The organism is Parablastomonas sp. CN1-191 (genome assembly GCF_049354825.1).
Taxonomy (GTDB): Bacteria; Pseudomonadota; Alphaproteobacteria; order Sphingomonadales; family Sphingomonadaceae; genus Novosphingobium.
The window spans coordinates 984827-1001732 of the sequence record NZ_CP186480.1 but is presented as its reverse complement, the minus strand read 5'-3'; the positions used below and the strand labels follow the sequence as shown (position 1 = coordinate 1001732).

Genomic DNA, 16906 nt, shown 5'->3' with positions numbered 1-16906 from the left:
CGTGCCCCCTTGAGCCGGCCCGCACCCGGCGATAGAGCGGCGGGCGAACAGCACATCAGGGAAGGGCACCCCATGGCCGGTAACGACATCAAGGCGGCGAACGCGACGTACGAAAGCTTCATCGGCATGCTCAAGTGGACGGTCCCGCTGCTTGCGGTGATCGCGCTCGTCGTCGTCCTGATCATCTCCTGACCGCGATGAAGATCGCGGTCCTCAAGGAAGGTGCCGCGGGCGAAACGCGCGTCGCCGCCACGCCCGAGACGGTGAAGAAGTTCATCGCGCTCGGCGCGTCCGTCGCGGTAGAGCCGGGGGCGGGCGCGGGCGCCTCGATCCCCGATGCCGACTATGCCGCCGCCGGGGCCGACGTGGCGGCCGGCGCGACCCAGGGTGCGGACATCGTGCTGGCGGTGCAGGGACCCGAGCCCGCGCGGCTGGCCGGCGCCAACCCTGGCGCGTGGATCGTCGCGGGGCTCGATCCCACCGGCCAGCGCGCGCGCGTCGATGCTTATGCAGCCGCCGGTTTCGAAGCGCTGGCGATGGAATGGATGCCGCGCATCACCCGCGCGCAGTCGATGGACATCCTCTCCAGCCAGTCCAACCTGGCCGGCTACAAGGCGGTGATCGAGGCGGCGAATACCTATGGCCGCGCCTTCCCGATGATGATGACCGCAGCTGGAACGGTCAGCGCCGCCAAGGTCTTCGTGATGGGCGTGGGCGTCGCCGGGCTGCAGGCGATCGCGACGGCCCGGCGCCTCGGCGCACAAGTGTCCGCCACCGACGTGCGTTCCGCCACTCGCGAGCAGATCCAGTCGCTCGGCGCCAAGCCGATCTTCGTGGAAAGCGTCAAGGGCATCGAGGGCGAGGGCGCCGGCGGCTATGCCACCGAGATGTCCGAGGAATACCAGAAGGCGCAGGCCGAGCTGGTATCCAGCCATATCGCCAGGCAGGACATCGTCATCACCACCGCGCTGATACCGGGCCGGGCCGCGCCGCGGCTGGTCTCCGATGCCCAGATCGCGGCGATGAAACCGGGCAGCGTCATTTACGACCTGGCGGTGGCGCAAGGCGGCAATGTCGAGGGCTCGGTCGCCGACCGGGTGACCGAGAAGCACGGCGTCAAGATCATCGGCAGGGCCAACACGCCGGCGGCGCTGGCCGCCGACGCCTCGGCGCTGTTTTCGCGCAACCTCTACAACTTCCTCTCCGCGTTCTGGGACAAGGAGCAGGGCAAGCCCGTCCTCGACGACGAGATCGGCAGCGCGATCCGGCTGACCCGGGGCGGCAAGGTGGTGAGCGAGCGCCTTCTCTCCGCGTGAACCCGCGCTGACTTTTTTCGCCGCCCGGTGAAGCCGCAACCCCGCGCGCTGCGTAGCTTGCCGCGATGACCCTTCCGCGGACGCCGGTCCGGGGGCATCGCAGGAGAGTTTGCATGCGCAATTCGATGTTCCTGGCCGCCAGTGCGGCCGCACTGGCACTGGCCGCCTGTTCCAGCGAGAAGACCGCCGAGCCGATGGCGTCGAGCCCGTCCGCCGACACGATGGCGACCGATACGATGGCGTCGGACACGATGGCGTCCGACAGCGCGATGGCCGCCAACCCGATGGTGGGCGGTGCGCCGATGGACGCGATGAAGCCGATCCCGGTCAATGCCTCGGCCGCGCCGAACCTTTCGACGCTGGTCAGCGCGGTCAAGCAGGCCGGGCTGGTCGATACCCTGGCTGGTCCGGGGCCGTTCACGGTCTTCGCGCCCACCAACGATGCCTTCGGCAAGGTGCCCAAGGCCACCGTCGACAGCCTGATGGCGCCGTCCGGCAAGGCCGCGCTGACCAAGGTGCTGACCTATCACGTCGTTCCGGGCAAGCTGACCGCGGCCGATCTGGCCGCCAAGATCCAGGCCGGCGGCGGCAAGGCCATGCTCAAGACCGTCGAAGGCGAGGACCTGACGCTGACGATGGACGGCACCGCGATCAGGATCGCGGGCAAGGGCGGCAGCATGGCGAAAGTCGAGACCGCCGACGTCATGCAGTCGAACGGCGTCGTTCATGTCGTCGACGGCGTGCTGACGCCGTCGATGTAACGCGGCCCCCCGCGCCGGGGGCATGCAGGCAGCGCCGGGCCGCGCGGACCAGCGGCCCGGCGCTTCCAGTGCCGCGCTTCGCTTGTGAACAGTGGCGAAGCGGGCTGGACGCCCGGCCCGGCGCTTGCAATACCCCGGCAAAAGCGCCTGCCTTGGGGGACCGCCGCGTGGACTTCATCTCGATCCTGTCGATCTTCGTGCTGGCGTGCTTCGTCGGCTACTACGTGGTCTGGTCGGTCACACCGGCGCTGCACACGCCGCTGATGGCGGTGACCAACGCGATCTCCAGCGTCATCATCGTCGGCGCGCTGATCGCCAGCGCCGCGGCGGGCAGCGCTTCCTCCAAGTGGCTGGGGCTGGCGGCGGTGGTCATGGCCAGCATCAACATCTTCGGCGGCTTCGCGGTCACCGCGCGGATGCTGGCGATGTACAAGAAGAAGGAACGGCCAGCTCCCAAGACGGAGGGCGGCAAGTGATGGTGGACGCAACCTTGCCGCCGGTGCCGGTCGCCGCCGCGGAGCACGCGGCGAACCCGTGGGTCGCACTGGCCTATCTGGTTGCCGGAATCCTGTTCATCCTGGCGCTGCGCGGGCTCTCGAGCCCGGCGACCAGCCGAGCCGGCAATCGTTACGGCATGATCGGGATGACGATCGCGGTGGTCACCACGTTGATCACGCACCAAATCGCCAGCCTGCCGGAAATCCTGGTCGCCATCGCCATCGGCGGCGGCATCGGCTGGCTGATTGCGCGGCGCATCGCGATGACCGATATGCCGCAGCTCGTCGCGGCGTTCCACAGCCTCGTCGGTCTGGCCGCGGTGGCGGTAGGCTGGGCGGCCTACCTAAACCCTTCCGCCTTCGGAATCACCGGCGCGGACGGCCTGATCGAGCCGCAAAGCCGGGTCGAGATGGGCCTCGGCATCGCCATCGGAGCGATCACGTTCTCGGGCTCGGTGATCGCGTTCCTCAAGCTCGCCGGCAAGATGAGCGGGTCGCCGATCATGCTGCCGGGGCGGCACGTCATCAACTTGGGCACGATCGTCGCCATTCTCGGGCTGGTCGGATGGTTTACGCAGGACCAGGGCCTGTGGGTCATCGCCGCGATCACGGTGCTGTCGTTCATCATCGGCTTCCTGCTGATCATCCCCATCGGCGGGGCGGACATGCCGGTCGTCGTCTCGATGCTCAACTCGTACTCGGGCTGGGCGGCGGCGGCGATGGGCTTTACCCTCCACAACACCGCGATGATCGTAACCGGCGCGCTCGTGGGTTCGTCGGGCGCGATCCTGTCCTACATCATGTGCCGGGCGATGAACCGCAGCTTCATCTCGGTTATCGCCGGCGGCTTCGGCGCCGAGGCCAGCGCTGGCGGCGGCGAGGCGCGCGAACAGCGGCCGTGGAAGCGCGGCAGCGCCGAGGACGCCGCCTACATGCTGGGCGAGGCCGAAAAGGTCATCATCATCCCCGGCTACGGCATGGCGGTTTCGCAGGCCCAGCACGCGCTGCGCGAAATGGGCGACCTGCTGAAAGCCAGGGGCGTGGAGGTGAAGTACGCGATCCACCCGGTCGCCGGCCGTATGCCCGGCCACATGAACGTGCTGCTGGCCGAGGCCAACGTGCCTTACGACGAGGTCTTCGAGCTGGAGGACATCAACTCGGAATTCTCCAGCGCCGACGTCGCTTTCATCATCGGCGCGAACGACGTCGTCAATCCGGCCGCCAAGACCGACAAGTCGTCGCCGATCTACGGCATGCCGGTGTTCGACGTCGACAAGGCCAAGCAGGTCTTCTTCATCAAGCGCAGCATGGGCGGGGTGGGCTACGCCGGCGTCGACAACGACGTGTTCTACATGCCGCAGACCACGATGCTGCTGGCCGACGCGAAGAAGATGGTCGAGGATATCAACAAGGCGCTCGCGCACTAGCAGACAATGCTGGCAAGCGGCGCCCGCAAGCTAGGGGGGACGGATGAGGGGGCTCGTCACATTGATCGCGGCAGCGGTGCTGTTCACCGCGCCGGCAGAGGCACGCGCGGCTTGCTACGGCCCGGCCTGGCAGACGGTCGACGCGCCCGACCTCGGCCTGAGCGTCCTCACGTCCGCCGATACCTGGCGCGACTATTGGATCGACCGAGAGGGCTTTCTGTCCATTTCCATGAACGAACGATCGCGGCCCGGCGGCGCGATCGCCGGGCGGTGCAGCGACTTCACGGTTTCGGTAAAGGATTTCGGCGACAGTACGGTCGCCGACCCCAAGGGGCTGTTCGCGATGCTGGCAGGCGGGGCCAAGGGCCTGCGCGACTACAAGCTGGTCTCCAGTTCGTCCGGCACGTTCCAGGGCCTGCCCGCCTACGAATACGTGTACCAGTTTACGATCGACTACTTTTCCACGCCGGCGCGCCACCGCGTGATGATGGTCCTGCGCGGCAACCGGTTCTATCAATTCGATTCCTCGTGGGGCGACGACGGCCCGGTGCCCGATGATTCCAGGCGCATCTTCAATTCGATCCGCTTCACCCCGCCCGTGACCGATCCTAACGCACGCAGCCGGGCACTGCTCGACATGACGGTCGCGCCGTATTGGCTGCATCCCGGCTATCCCGATCGGATTGTCATGGACGCGAACCTCAAGCGCATCGCCGACAGCAAGCGCGACAAGGAGCGCGCCATTGTCCAGAGCTACGGCTATTGGTCCGATGTTCGTTTCGTCAGGCGGGAGGGCAACTGGCGCGTTTTTCTGGCCGATCATGAGCATGCCAAGGTCGAATGGTGGATCATCGACGACGGCAACACCATCAGCGGTCTGATGTGGAAGAAAATCGGCTAGCCGGGTCTTGAGACCGCGCGGCCTTGCCCGGCGGCTCGGCGCGCCCTAAGCGGCGGCGATGCGCAAACTCGGCCTTATCGGCGGCATGTCATGGCTGTCGACCCGCACCTATTACGAACACATCAACCGCCGCGTCCAGGCGAGCATGGGCGCGCCGGCGAGTGCGCCGCTGCTGATCGAAAGCCTGGATTTCGCGCCGCTCGTCGGCTTGTCCGGGGCGGCCGACTGGGCGCGCGCGGGCGGCGTCCTGGCCGACAGCGCGCAGCGGCTGGAAGCGGCCGGGGCGACCGCGCTGCTGATCTGCGCCAACTCGATGCACAAGGTGGCGGACCGCGTTGCCGAGGCGGTGTCGATCCCCGTGCTCCACATCGCCGAGATCGTCGCCGCCAGGATGGCGGCCGACGGGGTCCGGACCGCGGCGCTGCTGGGAACGCGCAACGTCATGGTCGAGGACTGGTACCGCGAGAAGCTGATCGACCGCGATATCGCGCTGCTGCCGCCCGAGGCGGCTTTCGTGGAACAGCTCGACAAGATCATTTACGGCGAGTTGCTGCTGGGCAAGGCCAGTCGCCAGGCCGAGCGCGACCTCAAGTCCATCATCACCAATCTTGAGCAGGACGGCGCCGACGCGGTCGTGCTGGCCGCGACCGAACTGGAGATGGTGGTCGACGTCGATGCCAACGTACTGCCGATCTACGACGGCGCGCGCCTTCATGCCGAAGCCGGCGCGGACTGGATCCTGGGCCGGCCGGCGGGGGCGCAGTAGGGCTTGACCCGCGCCGCCTACGCCTCCGACCCGGCGCACAGCCGCGGCCGCGAATTCCCCCTCGAAGGGGCGATCGCGCGCGGACCGCGCACCGCCTTCCAGCGCGATCGGGATCGCATCGTCCACTCGATCGCGTTTCGCCGCCTGCGTCACAAGACCCAGGTGTTCATCGCCCCTGACGGCGATCATTACCGCGTCCGCCTGACGCACAGCCTCGAGGTTGCGCAGATCGGCCGCGTCATCGCCCGCGCGCTCGGCCTCGACGAGGACCTGACCGAGGCGCTGTGCCTGGCGCACGATATCGGCCACCCCCCCTTCGGCCACGCCGGCGAGGACGCGCTGAACGCGGCGCTGGGCAAGTTCGGCGGGTTCGATCACAACGCGATGGCGCTGCGCACGCTGATGCGGCTCGACAGCCCCTATTGCGAGCACGACGGTCTCAACCTGTCGTGGGAAGTGCTCGAGGGGCTGGCCAAGCACAACGGGCCGCTGGGCCCACCCCATAACGGAGAGCTGAACTGGGCGCTGGGCGAACTTGACGCTGCCTTTCCGATGGACCTGGCGCGCTGGCCCAGCCTGGAGGCGCAAGTCGCCGCGCTGGCCGACGATATCGCCTATGACAATCACGATATCGATGACGGCCTGCGCGCCGGCTACCTCCACCTGGACGAGTTGCTGGCGCTCGACTTCGTGGCGGAGCGCTGGCACGAGATCGAGCGGCGCTTTCCCGGCGCGCCGCAGGACCGCCGCCTGCGCGAACTGGTGCGCAGCCAGATCGGGGTGATGGTCAACGACCTGATCGACACCGCCCGTGCCAACGCCGCCGGCATGGACAGCGCTGACGACGTCCGCGCCGCCGGCCGGGCCACCGCCGCGTTCTCGCCCGGGCTTGCCGCGCAGGAACGGGCGATCAAGGCATTCATGTACGAAAAGCTCTACCACCACCCGCGCCAGCTCGACACCGCGCTGAAGGCGCGGGCGCTGACCGCCGAGCTTTACGCCGCCTATGCGCAGGAGCCGACGCTGATGGAGGACGGCTGGGTCGCGCGCCTGCCCGCACACGAACCCGCGCGCAGCCGCCACATCGCCGACTACATCGCCGGCATGACCGACCGGTTCGCCATCGCCGCGCACCACGCGATCTACGGCAAGACCCCGCCGGGGCTGCGCAATGTCTGAGCCTGCTCGTGCCTGAGCCGATCCGCGTCGCGCTGGTGGGCGCGACCGGCGTCGTCGGGCAGGCGCTGATCGCCGCCTGCGTCGGGCGCGCCGATATTCGCCTGGTCGCGATCGCCCGCCGCGAAGTGCCGCTGCCGCCGGGCGCGCGGATGGAAGTGCTGGTGGCGGACACCGAACACTGGGGCGAGGCCATCGCCGCCAGCGGCGCCGACGCGGTGGTCTGCGCGCTGGGCACCACCTGGGCCAAGGCCGGCAAGGACGAGGCCGCCTTTCGCGCGGTCGACAGCGACCTGGTGCTGGCCGTCGCCCAGGCCGCGAAAGCCGCCGGCGTTCGCCAGTTCGTGGCCGTCTCCTCGGTCGGGGCGGGGATCGGCGCGCGGACGTTCTACCTGCGGGTCAAGGGCGAGGTCGAGGACAAGCTCGGCAAGCTGCGGTTCGATCGCCTCGACATCATCCGCCCCGGCCTGCTGCGCGCCCGCCGCGCCGAGCGCCGCCCGGCGGAGCGTGCCGCGCAAGTGCTGGCGCCCCTGGCGGACCTGCTGCTGCGCGGGCAATATCGCAAGTACCGCTCGTTCCGCGCCGCCGGCGTGGCGCAGGCGATCGTCGCGCTCGTCACGGCGCGGCCGCGCGGCCGGTTCGTCCACGAATACGATTCGCTGCGCCGGTTGACCCGCCCCCCGCACGCCGAGCGCCATTGACTTGGCCCCGGCCCCAAGCCATCGCCGCACGGTCGCTGACCGCGCGGGAGAGGTCGGACGATTCGTGACAGCGGATCGCCCGGCGCCGAAGGAGCAACCGCCCCGGAATCTCTCAGGCAAAAGGACCGCGTGGGTCGATAGCGACGCTCTGGAAAGTGTTCCCGCATCCGTGGGGGCCGCCGAAGGGGTAACCCCGTGATCCGCATCCCTGCCGGGATGCCGCGGGGGAAAGCTCTCAGGTTTCCCGGACAGAGGGGGCGCCGACAGACCTTTTCGCTGTGCGGAGCCCTATGCCTGTGACCGACGCAATCGACACTGCCGACGACTATGTCACCCCCGAGCCGCTGGAGCTGCCGCTGGGCGCCTGGCACCGCGCGCACGGCGGCCGCATGGTCCCGTTCGCGGGCTACATGATGCCCGTCCAGTACGACGGGCCGGGCGGCGGCATCATGGCCGAGCACACGTGGACGCGCGAGCACGCCGGCCTGTTCGACGTCAGCCACATGGGCCAGCTCTACATCTCCGGCGCCAAGGGGGATTTGGGCGGTGCCGAGGCCGCGCTCGAGGCGGTGCTGCCGATCGATCTGGCAACGCTGAAGGAAGACGCGCCGCGCTATTCGCTGCTGCTGGACGAGAACGGCGGCGTGCTGGACGACCTGATGGTCACGCGCTGGAGCGAGGGGTTCTACCTGGTCGTCAACGGCGCGACCAAGTGGGACGACATCGCCCACTTGCGCGAACACCTGCCCGACGCGGTCGAGATCAACCACATGGACGACGCCGCGCTGCTGGCGCTGCAGGGGCCGGAGGCGTTCGCCGCGCTGGACCGCGTCGTCACCGGCGACAAGCCGCTGTCGGCGCTGACCTTCATGAAGGGCGCCGCGTTCAAAATCGGCGATGTCGACGCCTGGATCACCCGCTCTGGCTATACCGGCGAGGACGGCTTCGAGATCTCGATCCCGGCGGACAAGGCCGCGCAGGTCGCCGATGCGCTGACCGCGCAGCCCGAAGTGAAGCCGATCGGGCTGGGCGCGCGCGATTCGCTGCGGCTCGAGGCCGGGCTGCCGCTCTACGGCCACGACCTTGACCCCGCCACCAACCCGGTCGAGGCCGACCTGGCCTTCGCCATCAACAAGCGCCGCAAGGCCGAAGGCGGCTTCCTGGGCGCCGACGCCGTGCTCAAGGCCTTGAGCCAGGGCGTGAAGCGCAAGCGGGTCGGCTTGCTGCTCGAAGGACGGATGGCCGCGCGCGAAGGCGCCGCGGTGCTGTCCGGCGGGCGCGAGGTCGGCCGGGTCACTTCTGGCGGGTTCTCACCCACGCTCGGCCGCCCGATCGCGATGGCTTACGTCGACCACGCGGTCGATCCCTGCTCGACGCTGATGATCGACCAGCGCGGCAAGCACATCGTCGCGGCCGTCGCGCCGCTTCCTTTCGTCCCCCACCGCTATTTCCGAGGAGCCTGAGCCATGGCCCGTTACTTCACCCAGGACCACGAATGGATCGACGTCGACGGCGAGACCGGCACCGTCGGGATCACCGATTACGCGCAGGGCCAGCTCGGCGACATCACCTATGTCGACCTGCCTTCCGCCGGCACCACGCTGAAGAAGGGCGACGCGCCCTGCGTGGTCGATAGCGTCAAGGCCGCCAGCGACGTCTATGCGCCGGTTTCAGGCGAAGTGATCGAGGCCAATGCCGCGCTGGAAGACCAGCCCGAGCTGGTCAACACCGATGCGGAAACGGGCGGCTGGCTGTTCCGCATCCACCTGGCGGACGCCGCCGAGCTCGACGGCCTGATGAACGAGGCCGCCTACAAGGATTACGTCGCGGGCCTTTAAGGGCCCCCGATAGCTGGAGACGCGGGTGCGCTACCTTCCCCTGACCGAGGCCGATCGGGCCGCGATGCTGTCCGTCATCGGCGCTGCCGATGTCGATGCCCTGTTCGCCGACGTGCCCGCCGAGGCGCGGCTTGACGGGCCGGTTCACGGCCTGCCGCTGCACGCCAGCGAAATGGCGGTGGAGCGGCACATGACCGCGCTGGCCGGCCAGAACATGAGCGCGGGCAGCGTGCCGTTCTTCCTGGGCGCGGGGGCCTATCGCCACCACGTACCGGCCAGTGTCGACCACCTGATCCAGCGCGGCGAGTTCCTGACGGCCTACACCCCGTACCAGCCCGAGATCGCCCAGGGCACGCTGCAGGTCCTGTTCGAATTCCAGACCCAGGTGGCGCGCCTGCTGGGCACCGATATCGCCAACGCGTCGATGTACGACGGGTCGACCGCGGCGTGGGAAGCGGTGGCGATGGCCGGGCGCATCACCAAGCGCAAGCGCGCGGTGCTGTGCCGCGGCCTGCACCCGCACTATGCCGCCACGATAGCGACGATGGCGCGCTTTACCGGTGACGAGATCGACCACAAGGCACCCAGGCTGGAGGCCGGTTGCGACACCGCCGGACTGATCGCCGCGATCGACGATGCGACTTCGTGCGTCGTCGTCCAGTATCCCGACATCCTCGGCCGCCTGCCCGACCTGGCTGTAATCAGCGCCGCCGCGCAGGCCAGGGGCGCGCTGGTAATCGCGGTCGTGACCGAGCCGGTCGCGCTCGGCCTGGTCGAGGCGCCGGGCCAGCTCGGCGCCGACATCGTCGTGGGCGAAGGTCAGGCGATCGGCGTCGGCCTCCAGTTCGGCGGACCTTACCTGGGGCTGTTCGGCTGCCGCGAAAAGTTCGTCCGCCAGATGCCGGGGCGCCTGTGCGGAGAGACCGTCGACGCCGAAGGCAAGCGCGGCTTCGTGCTGACCCTGTCGACGCGCGAACAGCATATCCGCCGCGAGAAGGCGACCAGCAATATCTGCACCAATTCAGGGCTTTGTGCGCTGGCCTTCAGCATTCACATGACCTTACTGGGGGGCGAAGGCCTGGCCAGGATGGCAACGCTCAGCCACGTGCGCGCGCGCCAGGCGGCCGATGCGCTGGCCGCGATCCCGGGCGTGCGCGTCCTCAACGACGCTTACGTCAACGAATTCACCGTCGTGCTGCCGCGCGACGCGCGCGAGGTCGTGCGCGAACTGGCCGACCGCCGCGTTCTTGGCGGCGTTTCGCTGGGCCGGCTCTACCCGTCAGAGAGCGATCTGGCGAACGGGTTGCTGGTCACCACCAGCGAACTCACCACCGACGCGGATATCGCCGCCCTGGCGGACGCACTCAAGGAGGTGCTGGCATGAGCGCCGTGAACGCAGCCGGCTGGCGTCCCGAGATGGGCCCGGCGCAGCATCCCGCCCACGAAGACGCGCCGCGCGACACCGCCAGCGGCGACCGCGGCCTGATGCTCGAAGAGCCGCTGATCTTCGAACTGGCCGCCCCCGGCGGCACCGGCGTCGATTTCGAGGATATCGCCGGCGAGGTCCTGCCCGGCCTGGCGAAGCATCGCCGCGCCGCCCCGCTGGCGCTGCCCGGCCTGTCCGAGCCCGAAACCGTGCGCCATTACACGCGCCTCAGCCGCCAGAACTACGCCATCGACCTGGGGCCGTTCCCGCTCGGCTCCTGCACGATGAAGCACAACCCGCGCCTTAACGAGAAGATGGCGCGGCTGCCCGGCTTCGTCGACATCCACCCGCTCCAGCCGGTTTCGACCGTGCAGGGCGCGCTGCGGGCCATCAACGAGCTGGCGCACTGGCTGATAACGCTGACCGGCATGCGCGGCGTCGCCATGAGCCCCAAGGCGGGCGCGCACGGCGAACTGTGCGGGCTGCTGTGCATCCGCGCCGCACTGGAAGCGCGCGGCGACGCGCGCGAGGTCATCCTGGTCCCGGAAAGCGCGCACGGCACCAATCCCGCCACCGCCGCCTTTGCCGGCTACCGGGTCGAGAACATTCCCGCCACCGCCGATGGCCGCGTCGACCTGGCGGCGCTCAAGGCCCGCCTGGGCCCGGACGTCGCCGGGGTGATGATCACCAACCCCAACACCTGCGGGCTGTTCGAACGCGACATGAAGACCATTTCCGACGCGGTCCATGCCGCCGGCGGGCTGGTCTATTGCGACGGCGCCAACTTCAACGCGATCGTCGGAAAGGTGCGCCCCGGCGACCTTGGCATCGACGCGATGCACATCAACCTGCACAAGACCTTTTCGACCCCGCACGGCGGCGGCGGACCGGGTTCGGGCCCGGTCGTGCTGTCCGAAGCGCTGTGTCCGTTCGGGCCAATCCCGTTTACCGAGCTGTACGAGGACGGCCACCTGACGCTGGTCGAGGAAGAGACCGCGCCCGAGCGGCATCCCGACACCTTCGGCCGGATGGCGGCGTTCCACGGCCAGATGGGCATGTTCACCCGCGCCCTGACCTACATCCTCAGCCACGGCGCCGACGGCCTGCGCCAGGTTGCCGAGGATGCAGTGCTGAACGCCAACTACGTGCTGCGCAGCCTTGAGGACGTACTCGACGCGCCATTCGCCGCTGCCGGCCCGTGCATGCACGAGGCGCTGTTCAGCGACGACGACCTGGGCGACGGGATGACCACGCTCGACATCGCCAAGGGCCTGATCGACGAAGGATTCCACCCGATGACGGTCTATTTCCCGCTGGTGGTCCACGGCGCGATGCTGGTCGAGCCGACCGAGACCGAGAGCAAGGCCGGGCTGGACCGGCTGATCGGATCGCTGCGGAGCCTGGCGCAGCGGGCCAGGGCCGGCGACCAGACGCTCAAGACCGCACCGCATTTCGCCCCCCGCCGCCGCCTCGACGAGACGCAGGCGGCGCGCAAGCCGGTGCTGACCTGGCGCGGTGACGCCGCGGCGTGAACGGCGGCCAGCCCTTGTGGCAGATGCTGTTGCCGCTGGTGGTCATCGCGGCCGCCTTCGCGGTCCGGATCAGGCGGATGAGCCGCGGCCGTCCGCTCAATCCGGTGCGCGCCGCGATCGTTTGCGTGCTGCTGGTGGCGGTGATCGCCTTCGTCTTCGTCTCGCAGCCGCCCAGCGCGCTGGGCTGGGCGCTGTTCGCCGCCGGGATTTCGATCGGCGGCGCGCTGGGGGTGGCGCGCGCGCACGTCATGCGGGTGGAGCGCGACGCCGATAGCGGCAGGATACTCATCCATCAGACGCCGGCCGGGCTGATCCTGCTCGGCGGGGTGATGATTGCGCGGCGGCTGGTCGGCCCGTCCCAGGTCGGCGCTCCTGGCGGGCACACCGTTTCGCTGCTGACCGACGGGCTGCTCGGCTTCGCTTTCGGACTCGTCATCGCGACCCAGCTGTGGCTGTGGCTGCGGGTTCGCAAGGTCGCGGCGGCGTGACGCACGCCGCGTTCGCGATCACCAACGCAGCCGCGCTGATCGCCTGGCTGGTGCTGGTGCTGGCGCCGCGCCGGCCGGCGGTGCTTTCGGCCGTGATGTATCTTGGCGTCGGGCTGCTGTGCCTGGCCTACCTTGCCATCGGCGCCTGGCTGCTGTCGCACCCGGCAACGGGCGGGGGTGGCATGCCCGGCTTTACGCCCGAGGGGCTGGCCGCCGCGTTCGCGTCCCCACCGGTGATGGTGCTGGGCTGGACGCATTACCTTGCGCTCGACCTCTTCACCGGGCTGTGGATCGCCCGCGATGCCGACAACAAGAGCTTTTCGCGCCTGGTCCAGGCGCCGGTGCTCGTGCTGACGTTCGTCGCCGCTCCGCTCGGCCTGCTGGCCTGGCTGGCGGTGCGCGAACGCCGGGCCCGCGCCGGGGCGCCGCGCCGGCGCTAACCTGTCGGCGGCGCCGGATCGGGCGTCAGGTCGATCCGCTCGATCCGTGGGATCGGCTCGCGCCGGCGCAAGTGCGTGCCGGTCTCGTTCTCACTGAAGCGCGCGGTCAGGGTATAACGCTCGACCATGTAGAAGCCCGGGGCGGCGTCGCCGTCCTTGCGCAGCGGGGCGTAGATGCGGCTGCGGATGTTCTTCGCCACCGGCGCCAGCCAGCCCTTGTCGCCCGAACTGCGCAGCACCTCCAGGTCGCCGACGCGGCCGTCGGCCTCGATCCAGAAGCCGATGTCGGCCCAGGTGTTGCGGATGTCGGGTGCGGCCAGGCGGGCAAGGATATTGGCATCGTCGCCGCTTGGCCGATCGTTGTTGTTGAGTGGCTCGCTATGCAGCAGGATCGGCCGGTTGGCGCCGCCACGGGCCAGGAACCGCGCCACGAGCGCCTGCGTACTGCCGGCCTTGCCGCCCGAACGGTCATAGCGCGCGCGCATGACCTCGCCGACCATGGCGAAATCCTCCGCCCCCTTGAGCGGATGGTCGACGATGCGGCCCAGCCGCGCGTCGATACGCGCGCGCCAGTAGTCGGCGTGGCCATCCTCGTAGCGGACCTGGTCGAGGAGGACTTGGCGCAGGCTTGCCAGCGTGGCGACGCGGTTCTGTCCCGCCGCCAGGGCGCGGGCTTCGACGTCGCGGAAAATGCGCTCGGCCTCGTCCGGGAAGCCCAGCTTGGCGCGGCTGTCGCCGACCTCGACCTGCGCGACGAGGGTGCGGAAATCGTCGGCCCCGAACGCCGCCTTCAGCGTGTCGCGCATGTCGAGCGTGGAAAGCTGGAAATCTTTCGCTTCGCCAAGATGCTCGGCAATGCGGCCATTGGCCCGCATCAGGTCGGAGACTTCTACGGGAAAGGCCCTGGCATGACTACGGTTGCGCCCCAGCGATGCCTTCAGCGTTCGCCGCGCGTCGTCGTAGCGGCCGCTGATAAACTGGTTCTCGGCATGGGCAAGGCTGGCGCGAACGTCCTGGTCGGGCGGGCACTTGCGCGCAACGCACGCTTGCAGGGCGGCTTCGGTGTCTTTGAGCGAACGCCCCTGGACCACGATGGTCTGCGCTGGCGATGGTTGAGGTTGAACCTCTTGTGCAGGCGCCGGAGACGTAAAAATGGCCGCCAAGGCGGCAGCCGACAAGAGGACCCGTTTCATGCCGCTTCGCCTACCACGTCGGCGGTGGTTCCGGCGCGCTTTTCGACGAAGGCGGTAGGCGGCCCGGCAAACGCACCAGCACTTGCCGGGCCGAAAAAATCAGGCGTCGCCGACCGATTCGATGTCGCGGCCGACGCCGCGAATGGTGTTGCACGCCGCGGTGCTGACGATCAGGCCGGTGGCCATGAGGGCGATAACAACCTTGCGAACCATTGTACTTCTCCTTGAACCCGTTACTCTGCGTGACGTGGAGGGAAAACGCCCGTGGTTCACCGCCGGTTCCCTCAATCCACCGCTGCACTGGAGGCAGGCACCGCACGAAGGTGCAGCTTGTGTTCGCGCCAGGCGATGATCGCTCCGGCGGCGATGACCAGCGGCGCGCCCAGGATTGTCGCCAGTTTCGGCAAATCGTCCCAGATCAGCCAGCCATAGAGTGTCGCCCAGACGATGCCCGAATAGTCCATCACCACCACGCTGGAGACTTGTCCAAACCGTAGCGCCGCGGTCAGCAGGACCTGAACGAGCGAGCCCAGCAGGCCCATCGCCAGCAGCAGGCCCCATTGCCACGGCGCGTGGGAATGCGCGTAAAACGGCAGGAAAAGTGCCAGGACCGGCGTCGAGATGGCGGCAAACCAGAACACGATGGTGAGCGAATCCTCGGTCCTGGTCAGGTCGCGGATCTGGATCGAGATGATCGCCACGATCAGCCCGGCGCCAAGCCCGACTGCAACGCCGAACGCGGAAGCATCGCCCAGCGACGGGCCGGCGATCACCACCACCCCGGCAAAGCCGAGGACGACGGCGAACCAGCGGATCGGCCCGACTTTTTCCTTCAGGATCGCGGCCGAGAGGATCACCGCGAAGATCGCCGTCGTGAAACCCAGCACGGTGGCTTCCGCCAGCGGCAGCAGCACCGGGGCGCCGAAATTGAGGAACAGGCCGATCGTCCCCAGGACCGCGCGGCGGGCGTGGATCGGCATTCGCCGTGTCTTCAGGCGGCCCAGGTCGCGGCGCGCGGCGAGCCAGGCCAGCAAGACGATCGCCATCAGGAACTGGCGCCAGAACAGCACTTCGGGAAAGGCGATGCCGCTGCCGACCGCGTACTTCACCAGCATCGCCATCGTCGACAGGCAGGCGATCGCCAGCAGACGCAGGCCCATGGCAAGGAAGGGGCGGTTGGTTTGCTCCACCGGACCCCCATATAGTCCGCCGAAAGGACGACAAGCGACGATGCCGGCATTCCTGGACCACGACTGGGCGATCGAGTTCCTGCTGCCGGCGCTGGCCTGCGTGGCAATCGCACTGGCCGCCGCCGTGGGCGACCGGCGGCGCCTGCGTCGGCGCGATCCCGACGCGGTCGGGTTCATGCCGTGGACGACGGTGTCGTTCTTCGCGTCGGCCGGAGCGCTGGTGTTTGCGGCGCTGGCCTTTTCGGGCTGGCGTGCTGGGTCTTAGCCCTTTTTGGGCTGGTAGGTCTGCTCGTCGCCGGGGAATGCGCGCGCGCGCACGTCCGCGGCATAGCGCTGGGCCGCCCCGGCGATCGTTTCCGCCAACTCCTCGTAGCGGCGCACGAAGCGCGGCACGCGTTCGAACATGCCGAGCATGTCCTCGGTGACGAGGACCTGCCCGTCGCACTGGGCGGAGGCGCCGATCCCGATGGTCGGGCACGATACCGCCTGCGTGGCGGCGATGGCGATCGGTTCGACCACGCCCTCGATCACAATGGCGAAGGCACCCGCCTGGTCCAGCGCGCGCGCATCGGTAACGATCTTTTCCGCCTCTGCATCGCTGCGGCCGCGGGCATTGTAGCCGCCCAGCACGTTGACCGCCTGCGGGGTCAGGCCGACATGGCCCATCACCGGGATGCCGCGACGCGTTAGGAACGCGACCGTTTCGGCCATCGCCTCGCCGCCCTCGAGCTTGACGCCCGCCGCGCCGGTTTCCTTGAGGATTTGCGCTGCGCTGGCGAAGGCCTGTTCCTTCGAGCCTTCGTAGGTTCCGAACGGCATGTCGACGAGGACGGCCGAATGCCACGATCCGCGCACGACGGCGGCGCCATGCGCGATCATCATGTCGAGGGTGACGGGAAGGCTGGAGGGGAGTCCGTAGATGACTTGTCCCAGGCTGTCGCCGACCAGCAGCAGGTCGCAATGCGCGTCGAGCAGCTGCGCCTGGCGCGCGGTATAGGCGGTCAGCATCACGATCGGTTCAGCGGTGACGCCGGCTGCCTTGCGGGCGCGGATCGCCGGGATGGTCAGCCGCTTTAGCGGCGCGGGGGTGGGATTGGCGCGGCTGGTGCTCGTATCGAGCTGAAACGTGCTGGACATGGGCAGGGCTTCTAGCGGGCGCCGCATGGCTGGGGAAGGGCGCCATTAGGGCCTTGCCAAGCCGCGCGCCGCCGCTAGCTTCGCGCGCCAGGGATAGATCTGCGGGCAAAGCCATGA

General features: G+C 68.8%; 20 protein-coding genes and 2 riboswitches. Of the genes, 16 read left to right on the top strand and 4 right to left on the bottom strand.

Annotated features, from left to right (window positions below):
* Positions 1 to 72: 72 nt before the first annotated feature.
* From ACOYW6_RS05020 to ACOYW6_RS04950, 15 genes are all read left to right on the top strand, one after another.
* Positions 73 to 192 carry an aa3-type cytochrome c oxidase subunit IV gene (locus ACOYW6_RS05020; protein ID WP_423142712.1) on the top strand — a complete coding sequence of 40 codons (120 nt, stop codon included), beginning with the start codon at positions 73 to 75 and terminating at the stop codon, positions 190 to 192.
* Positions 193 to 197: 5 nt separating this feature from the next.
* Positions 198 to 1316, top strand: coding sequence for an NAD(P) transhydrogenase subunit alpha (locus ACOYW6_RS05015; RefSeq protein ID WP_423142711.1), 1119 nt, complete (start codon positions 198 to 200; stop codon positions 1314 to 1316).
* Positions 1317 to 1429: 113 nt separating this feature from the next.
* Entirely contained in the window at positions 1430 to 2077 is a 648-nt protein-coding gene (locus tag ACOYW6_RS05010; RefSeq protein ID WP_423142710.1) for a fasciclin domain-containing protein, read from the top strand.
* A gap of 167 nt (positions 2078 to 2244) precedes the next feature.
* A complete protein-coding gene (locus ACOYW6_RS05005) occupies positions 2245 to 2553 on the top strand; it encodes an NAD(P) transhydrogenase subunit alpha (RefSeq protein ID WP_423143066.1) in 309 nt (102 codons plus the stop codon).
* A complete protein-coding gene (locus tag ACOYW6_RS05000; protein WP_423142709.1) occupies positions 2553 to 4001 on the top strand; it encodes an NAD(P)(+) transhydrogenase (Re/Si-specific) subunit beta in 1449 nt (482 codons plus the stop codon). Before ACOYW6_RS05005 ends, ACOYW6_RS05000 begins: the two co-directional genes overlap by 1 nt.
* A gap of 43 nt (positions 4002 to 4044) precedes the next feature.
* Positions 4045 to 4902: a hypothetical protein gene (locus tag ACOYW6_RS04995; RefSeq protein ID WP_423142708.1), complete on the top strand. Its 858-nt coding sequence runs from the start codon at positions 4045 to 4047 to the stop codon at positions 4900 to 4902.
* Positions 4903 to 4960: 58 nt separating this feature from the next.
* Positions 4961 to 5668, top strand: a complete 708-nt coding sequence (locus ACOYW6_RS04990; protein ID WP_423142707.1) for an aspartate/glutamate racemase family protein — start codon at positions 4961 to 4963, stop codon at positions 5666 to 5668.
* 3 nt (positions 5669 to 5671) lie between these two features.
* The gene (locus ACOYW6_RS04985; RefSeq protein ID WP_423142706.1) at positions 5672 to 6847 is read left to right on the top strand and encodes a deoxyguanosinetriphosphate triphosphohydrolase; all 1176 of its coding nucleotides are present in this window, start codon (positions 5672 to 5674) and stop codon (positions 6845 to 6847) included.
* An 8-nt stretch (positions 6848 to 6855) separates the two neighbouring features.
* Positions 6856 to 7545, top strand: a complete 690-nt coding sequence (locus ACOYW6_RS04980; protein ID WP_423142705.1) for an NAD(P)H-binding protein — start codon at positions 6856 to 6858, stop codon at positions 7543 to 7545.
* Between the two features lie 34 nt (positions 7546 to 7579).
* Positions 7580 to 7683, top strand: a riboswitch (glycine riboswitch).
* Positions 7684 to 7807: riboswitch (glycine riboswitch) on the top strand. It begins immediately after the preceding riboswitch.
* A gap of 28 nt (positions 7808 to 7835) precedes the next feature.
* On the top strand, positions 7836 to 9008 hold the full coding sequence (gcvT, locus tag ACOYW6_RS04975; RefSeq protein ID WP_423142704.1) for a glycine cleavage system aminomethyltransferase GcvT: 1173 nt from the start codon (positions 7836 to 7838) through the stop codon (positions 9006 to 9008).
* A gap of 3 nt (positions 9009 to 9011) precedes the next feature.
* On the top strand, positions 9012 to 9383 hold the full coding sequence (gcvH, locus tag ACOYW6_RS04970) for a glycine cleavage system protein GcvH (RefSeq protein WP_423142703.1): 372 nt from the start codon (positions 9012 to 9014) through the stop codon (positions 9381 to 9383).
* A 25-nt stretch (positions 9384 to 9408) separates the two neighbouring features.
* Positions 9409 to 10767, top strand: a complete 1359-nt coding sequence (gene gcvPA / locus ACOYW6_RS04965; protein WP_423142702.1) for an aminomethyl-transferring glycine dehydrogenase subunit GcvPA — start codon at positions 9409 to 9411, stop codon at positions 10765 to 10767.
* The gene (gene gcvPB / locus ACOYW6_RS04960) at positions 10764 to 12341 is read left to right on the top strand and encodes an aminomethyl-transferring glycine dehydrogenase subunit GcvPB (protein ID WP_423142701.1); all 1578 of its coding nucleotides are present in this window, start codon (positions 10764 to 10766) and stop codon (positions 12339 to 12341) included. The genes gcvPA and gcvPB overlap by 4 nt, the downstream gene beginning before the upstream one ends.
* Positions 12338 to 12829, top strand: a complete 492-nt coding sequence (locus ACOYW6_RS04955) for a hypothetical protein (RefSeq protein ID WP_423142700.1) — start codon at positions 12338 to 12340, stop codon at positions 12827 to 12829. Before gcvPB ends, ACOYW6_RS04955 begins: the two co-directional genes overlap by 4 nt.
* Positions 12826 to 13269, top strand: coding sequence for an abscisic acid-deficient protein Aba4 family protein (locus ACOYW6_RS04950; RefSeq protein ID WP_423142699.1), 444 nt, complete (start codon positions 12826 to 12828; stop codon positions 13267 to 13269). Before ACOYW6_RS04955 ends, ACOYW6_RS04950 begins: the two co-directional genes overlap by 4 nt.
* On the opposite strand, the gene ACOYW6_RS04945 is transcribed toward ACOYW6_RS04950, so the two are convergent.
* From ACOYW6_RS04945 to ACOYW6_RS04935, 3 genes are all read right to left on the bottom strand, one after another.
* A complete protein-coding gene (locus ACOYW6_RS04945; RefSeq protein WP_423142698.1) occupies positions 13266 to 14462 on the bottom strand; it encodes a hypothetical protein in 1197 nt (398 codons plus the stop codon). The two genes, ACOYW6_RS04950 and ACOYW6_RS04945, sit on opposite strands and share 4 nt — an antisense overlap.
* Before the next feature lie 99 nt (positions 14463 to 14561).
* Complete coding sequence (locus tag ACOYW6_RS04940; protein WP_423142697.1) at positions 14562 to 14675, bottom strand: entericidin A/B family lipoprotein; 114 nt, start codon at positions 14673 to 14675, stop codon at positions 14562 to 14564.
* Between the two features lie 71 nt (positions 14676 to 14746).
* Positions 14747 to 15652, bottom strand: coding sequence for a DMT family transporter (locus ACOYW6_RS04935; protein WP_423142696.1), 906 nt, complete (start codon positions 15650 to 15652; stop codon positions 14747 to 14749).
* 40 nt (positions 15653 to 15692) lie between these two features.
* On the opposite strand from ACOYW6_RS04935, the gene ACOYW6_RS04930 reads away from it, so the two are divergent.
* Entirely contained in the window at positions 15693 to 15917 is a 225-nt protein-coding gene (locus ACOYW6_RS04930; protein WP_423142695.1) for a hypothetical protein, read from the top strand.
* Here the strand turns inward: ACOYW6_RS04930 and panB are convergent.
* Positions 15914 to 16789, bottom strand: a complete 876-nt coding sequence (panB, locus tag ACOYW6_RS04925) for a 3-methyl-2-oxobutanoate hydroxymethyltransferase (RefSeq protein ID WP_423142694.1) — start codon at positions 16787 to 16789, stop codon at positions 15914 to 15916. The two genes, ACOYW6_RS04930 and panB, sit on opposite strands and share 4 nt — an antisense overlap.
* Between the last annotated feature and the right edge of the window lie 117 nt (positions 16790 to 16906).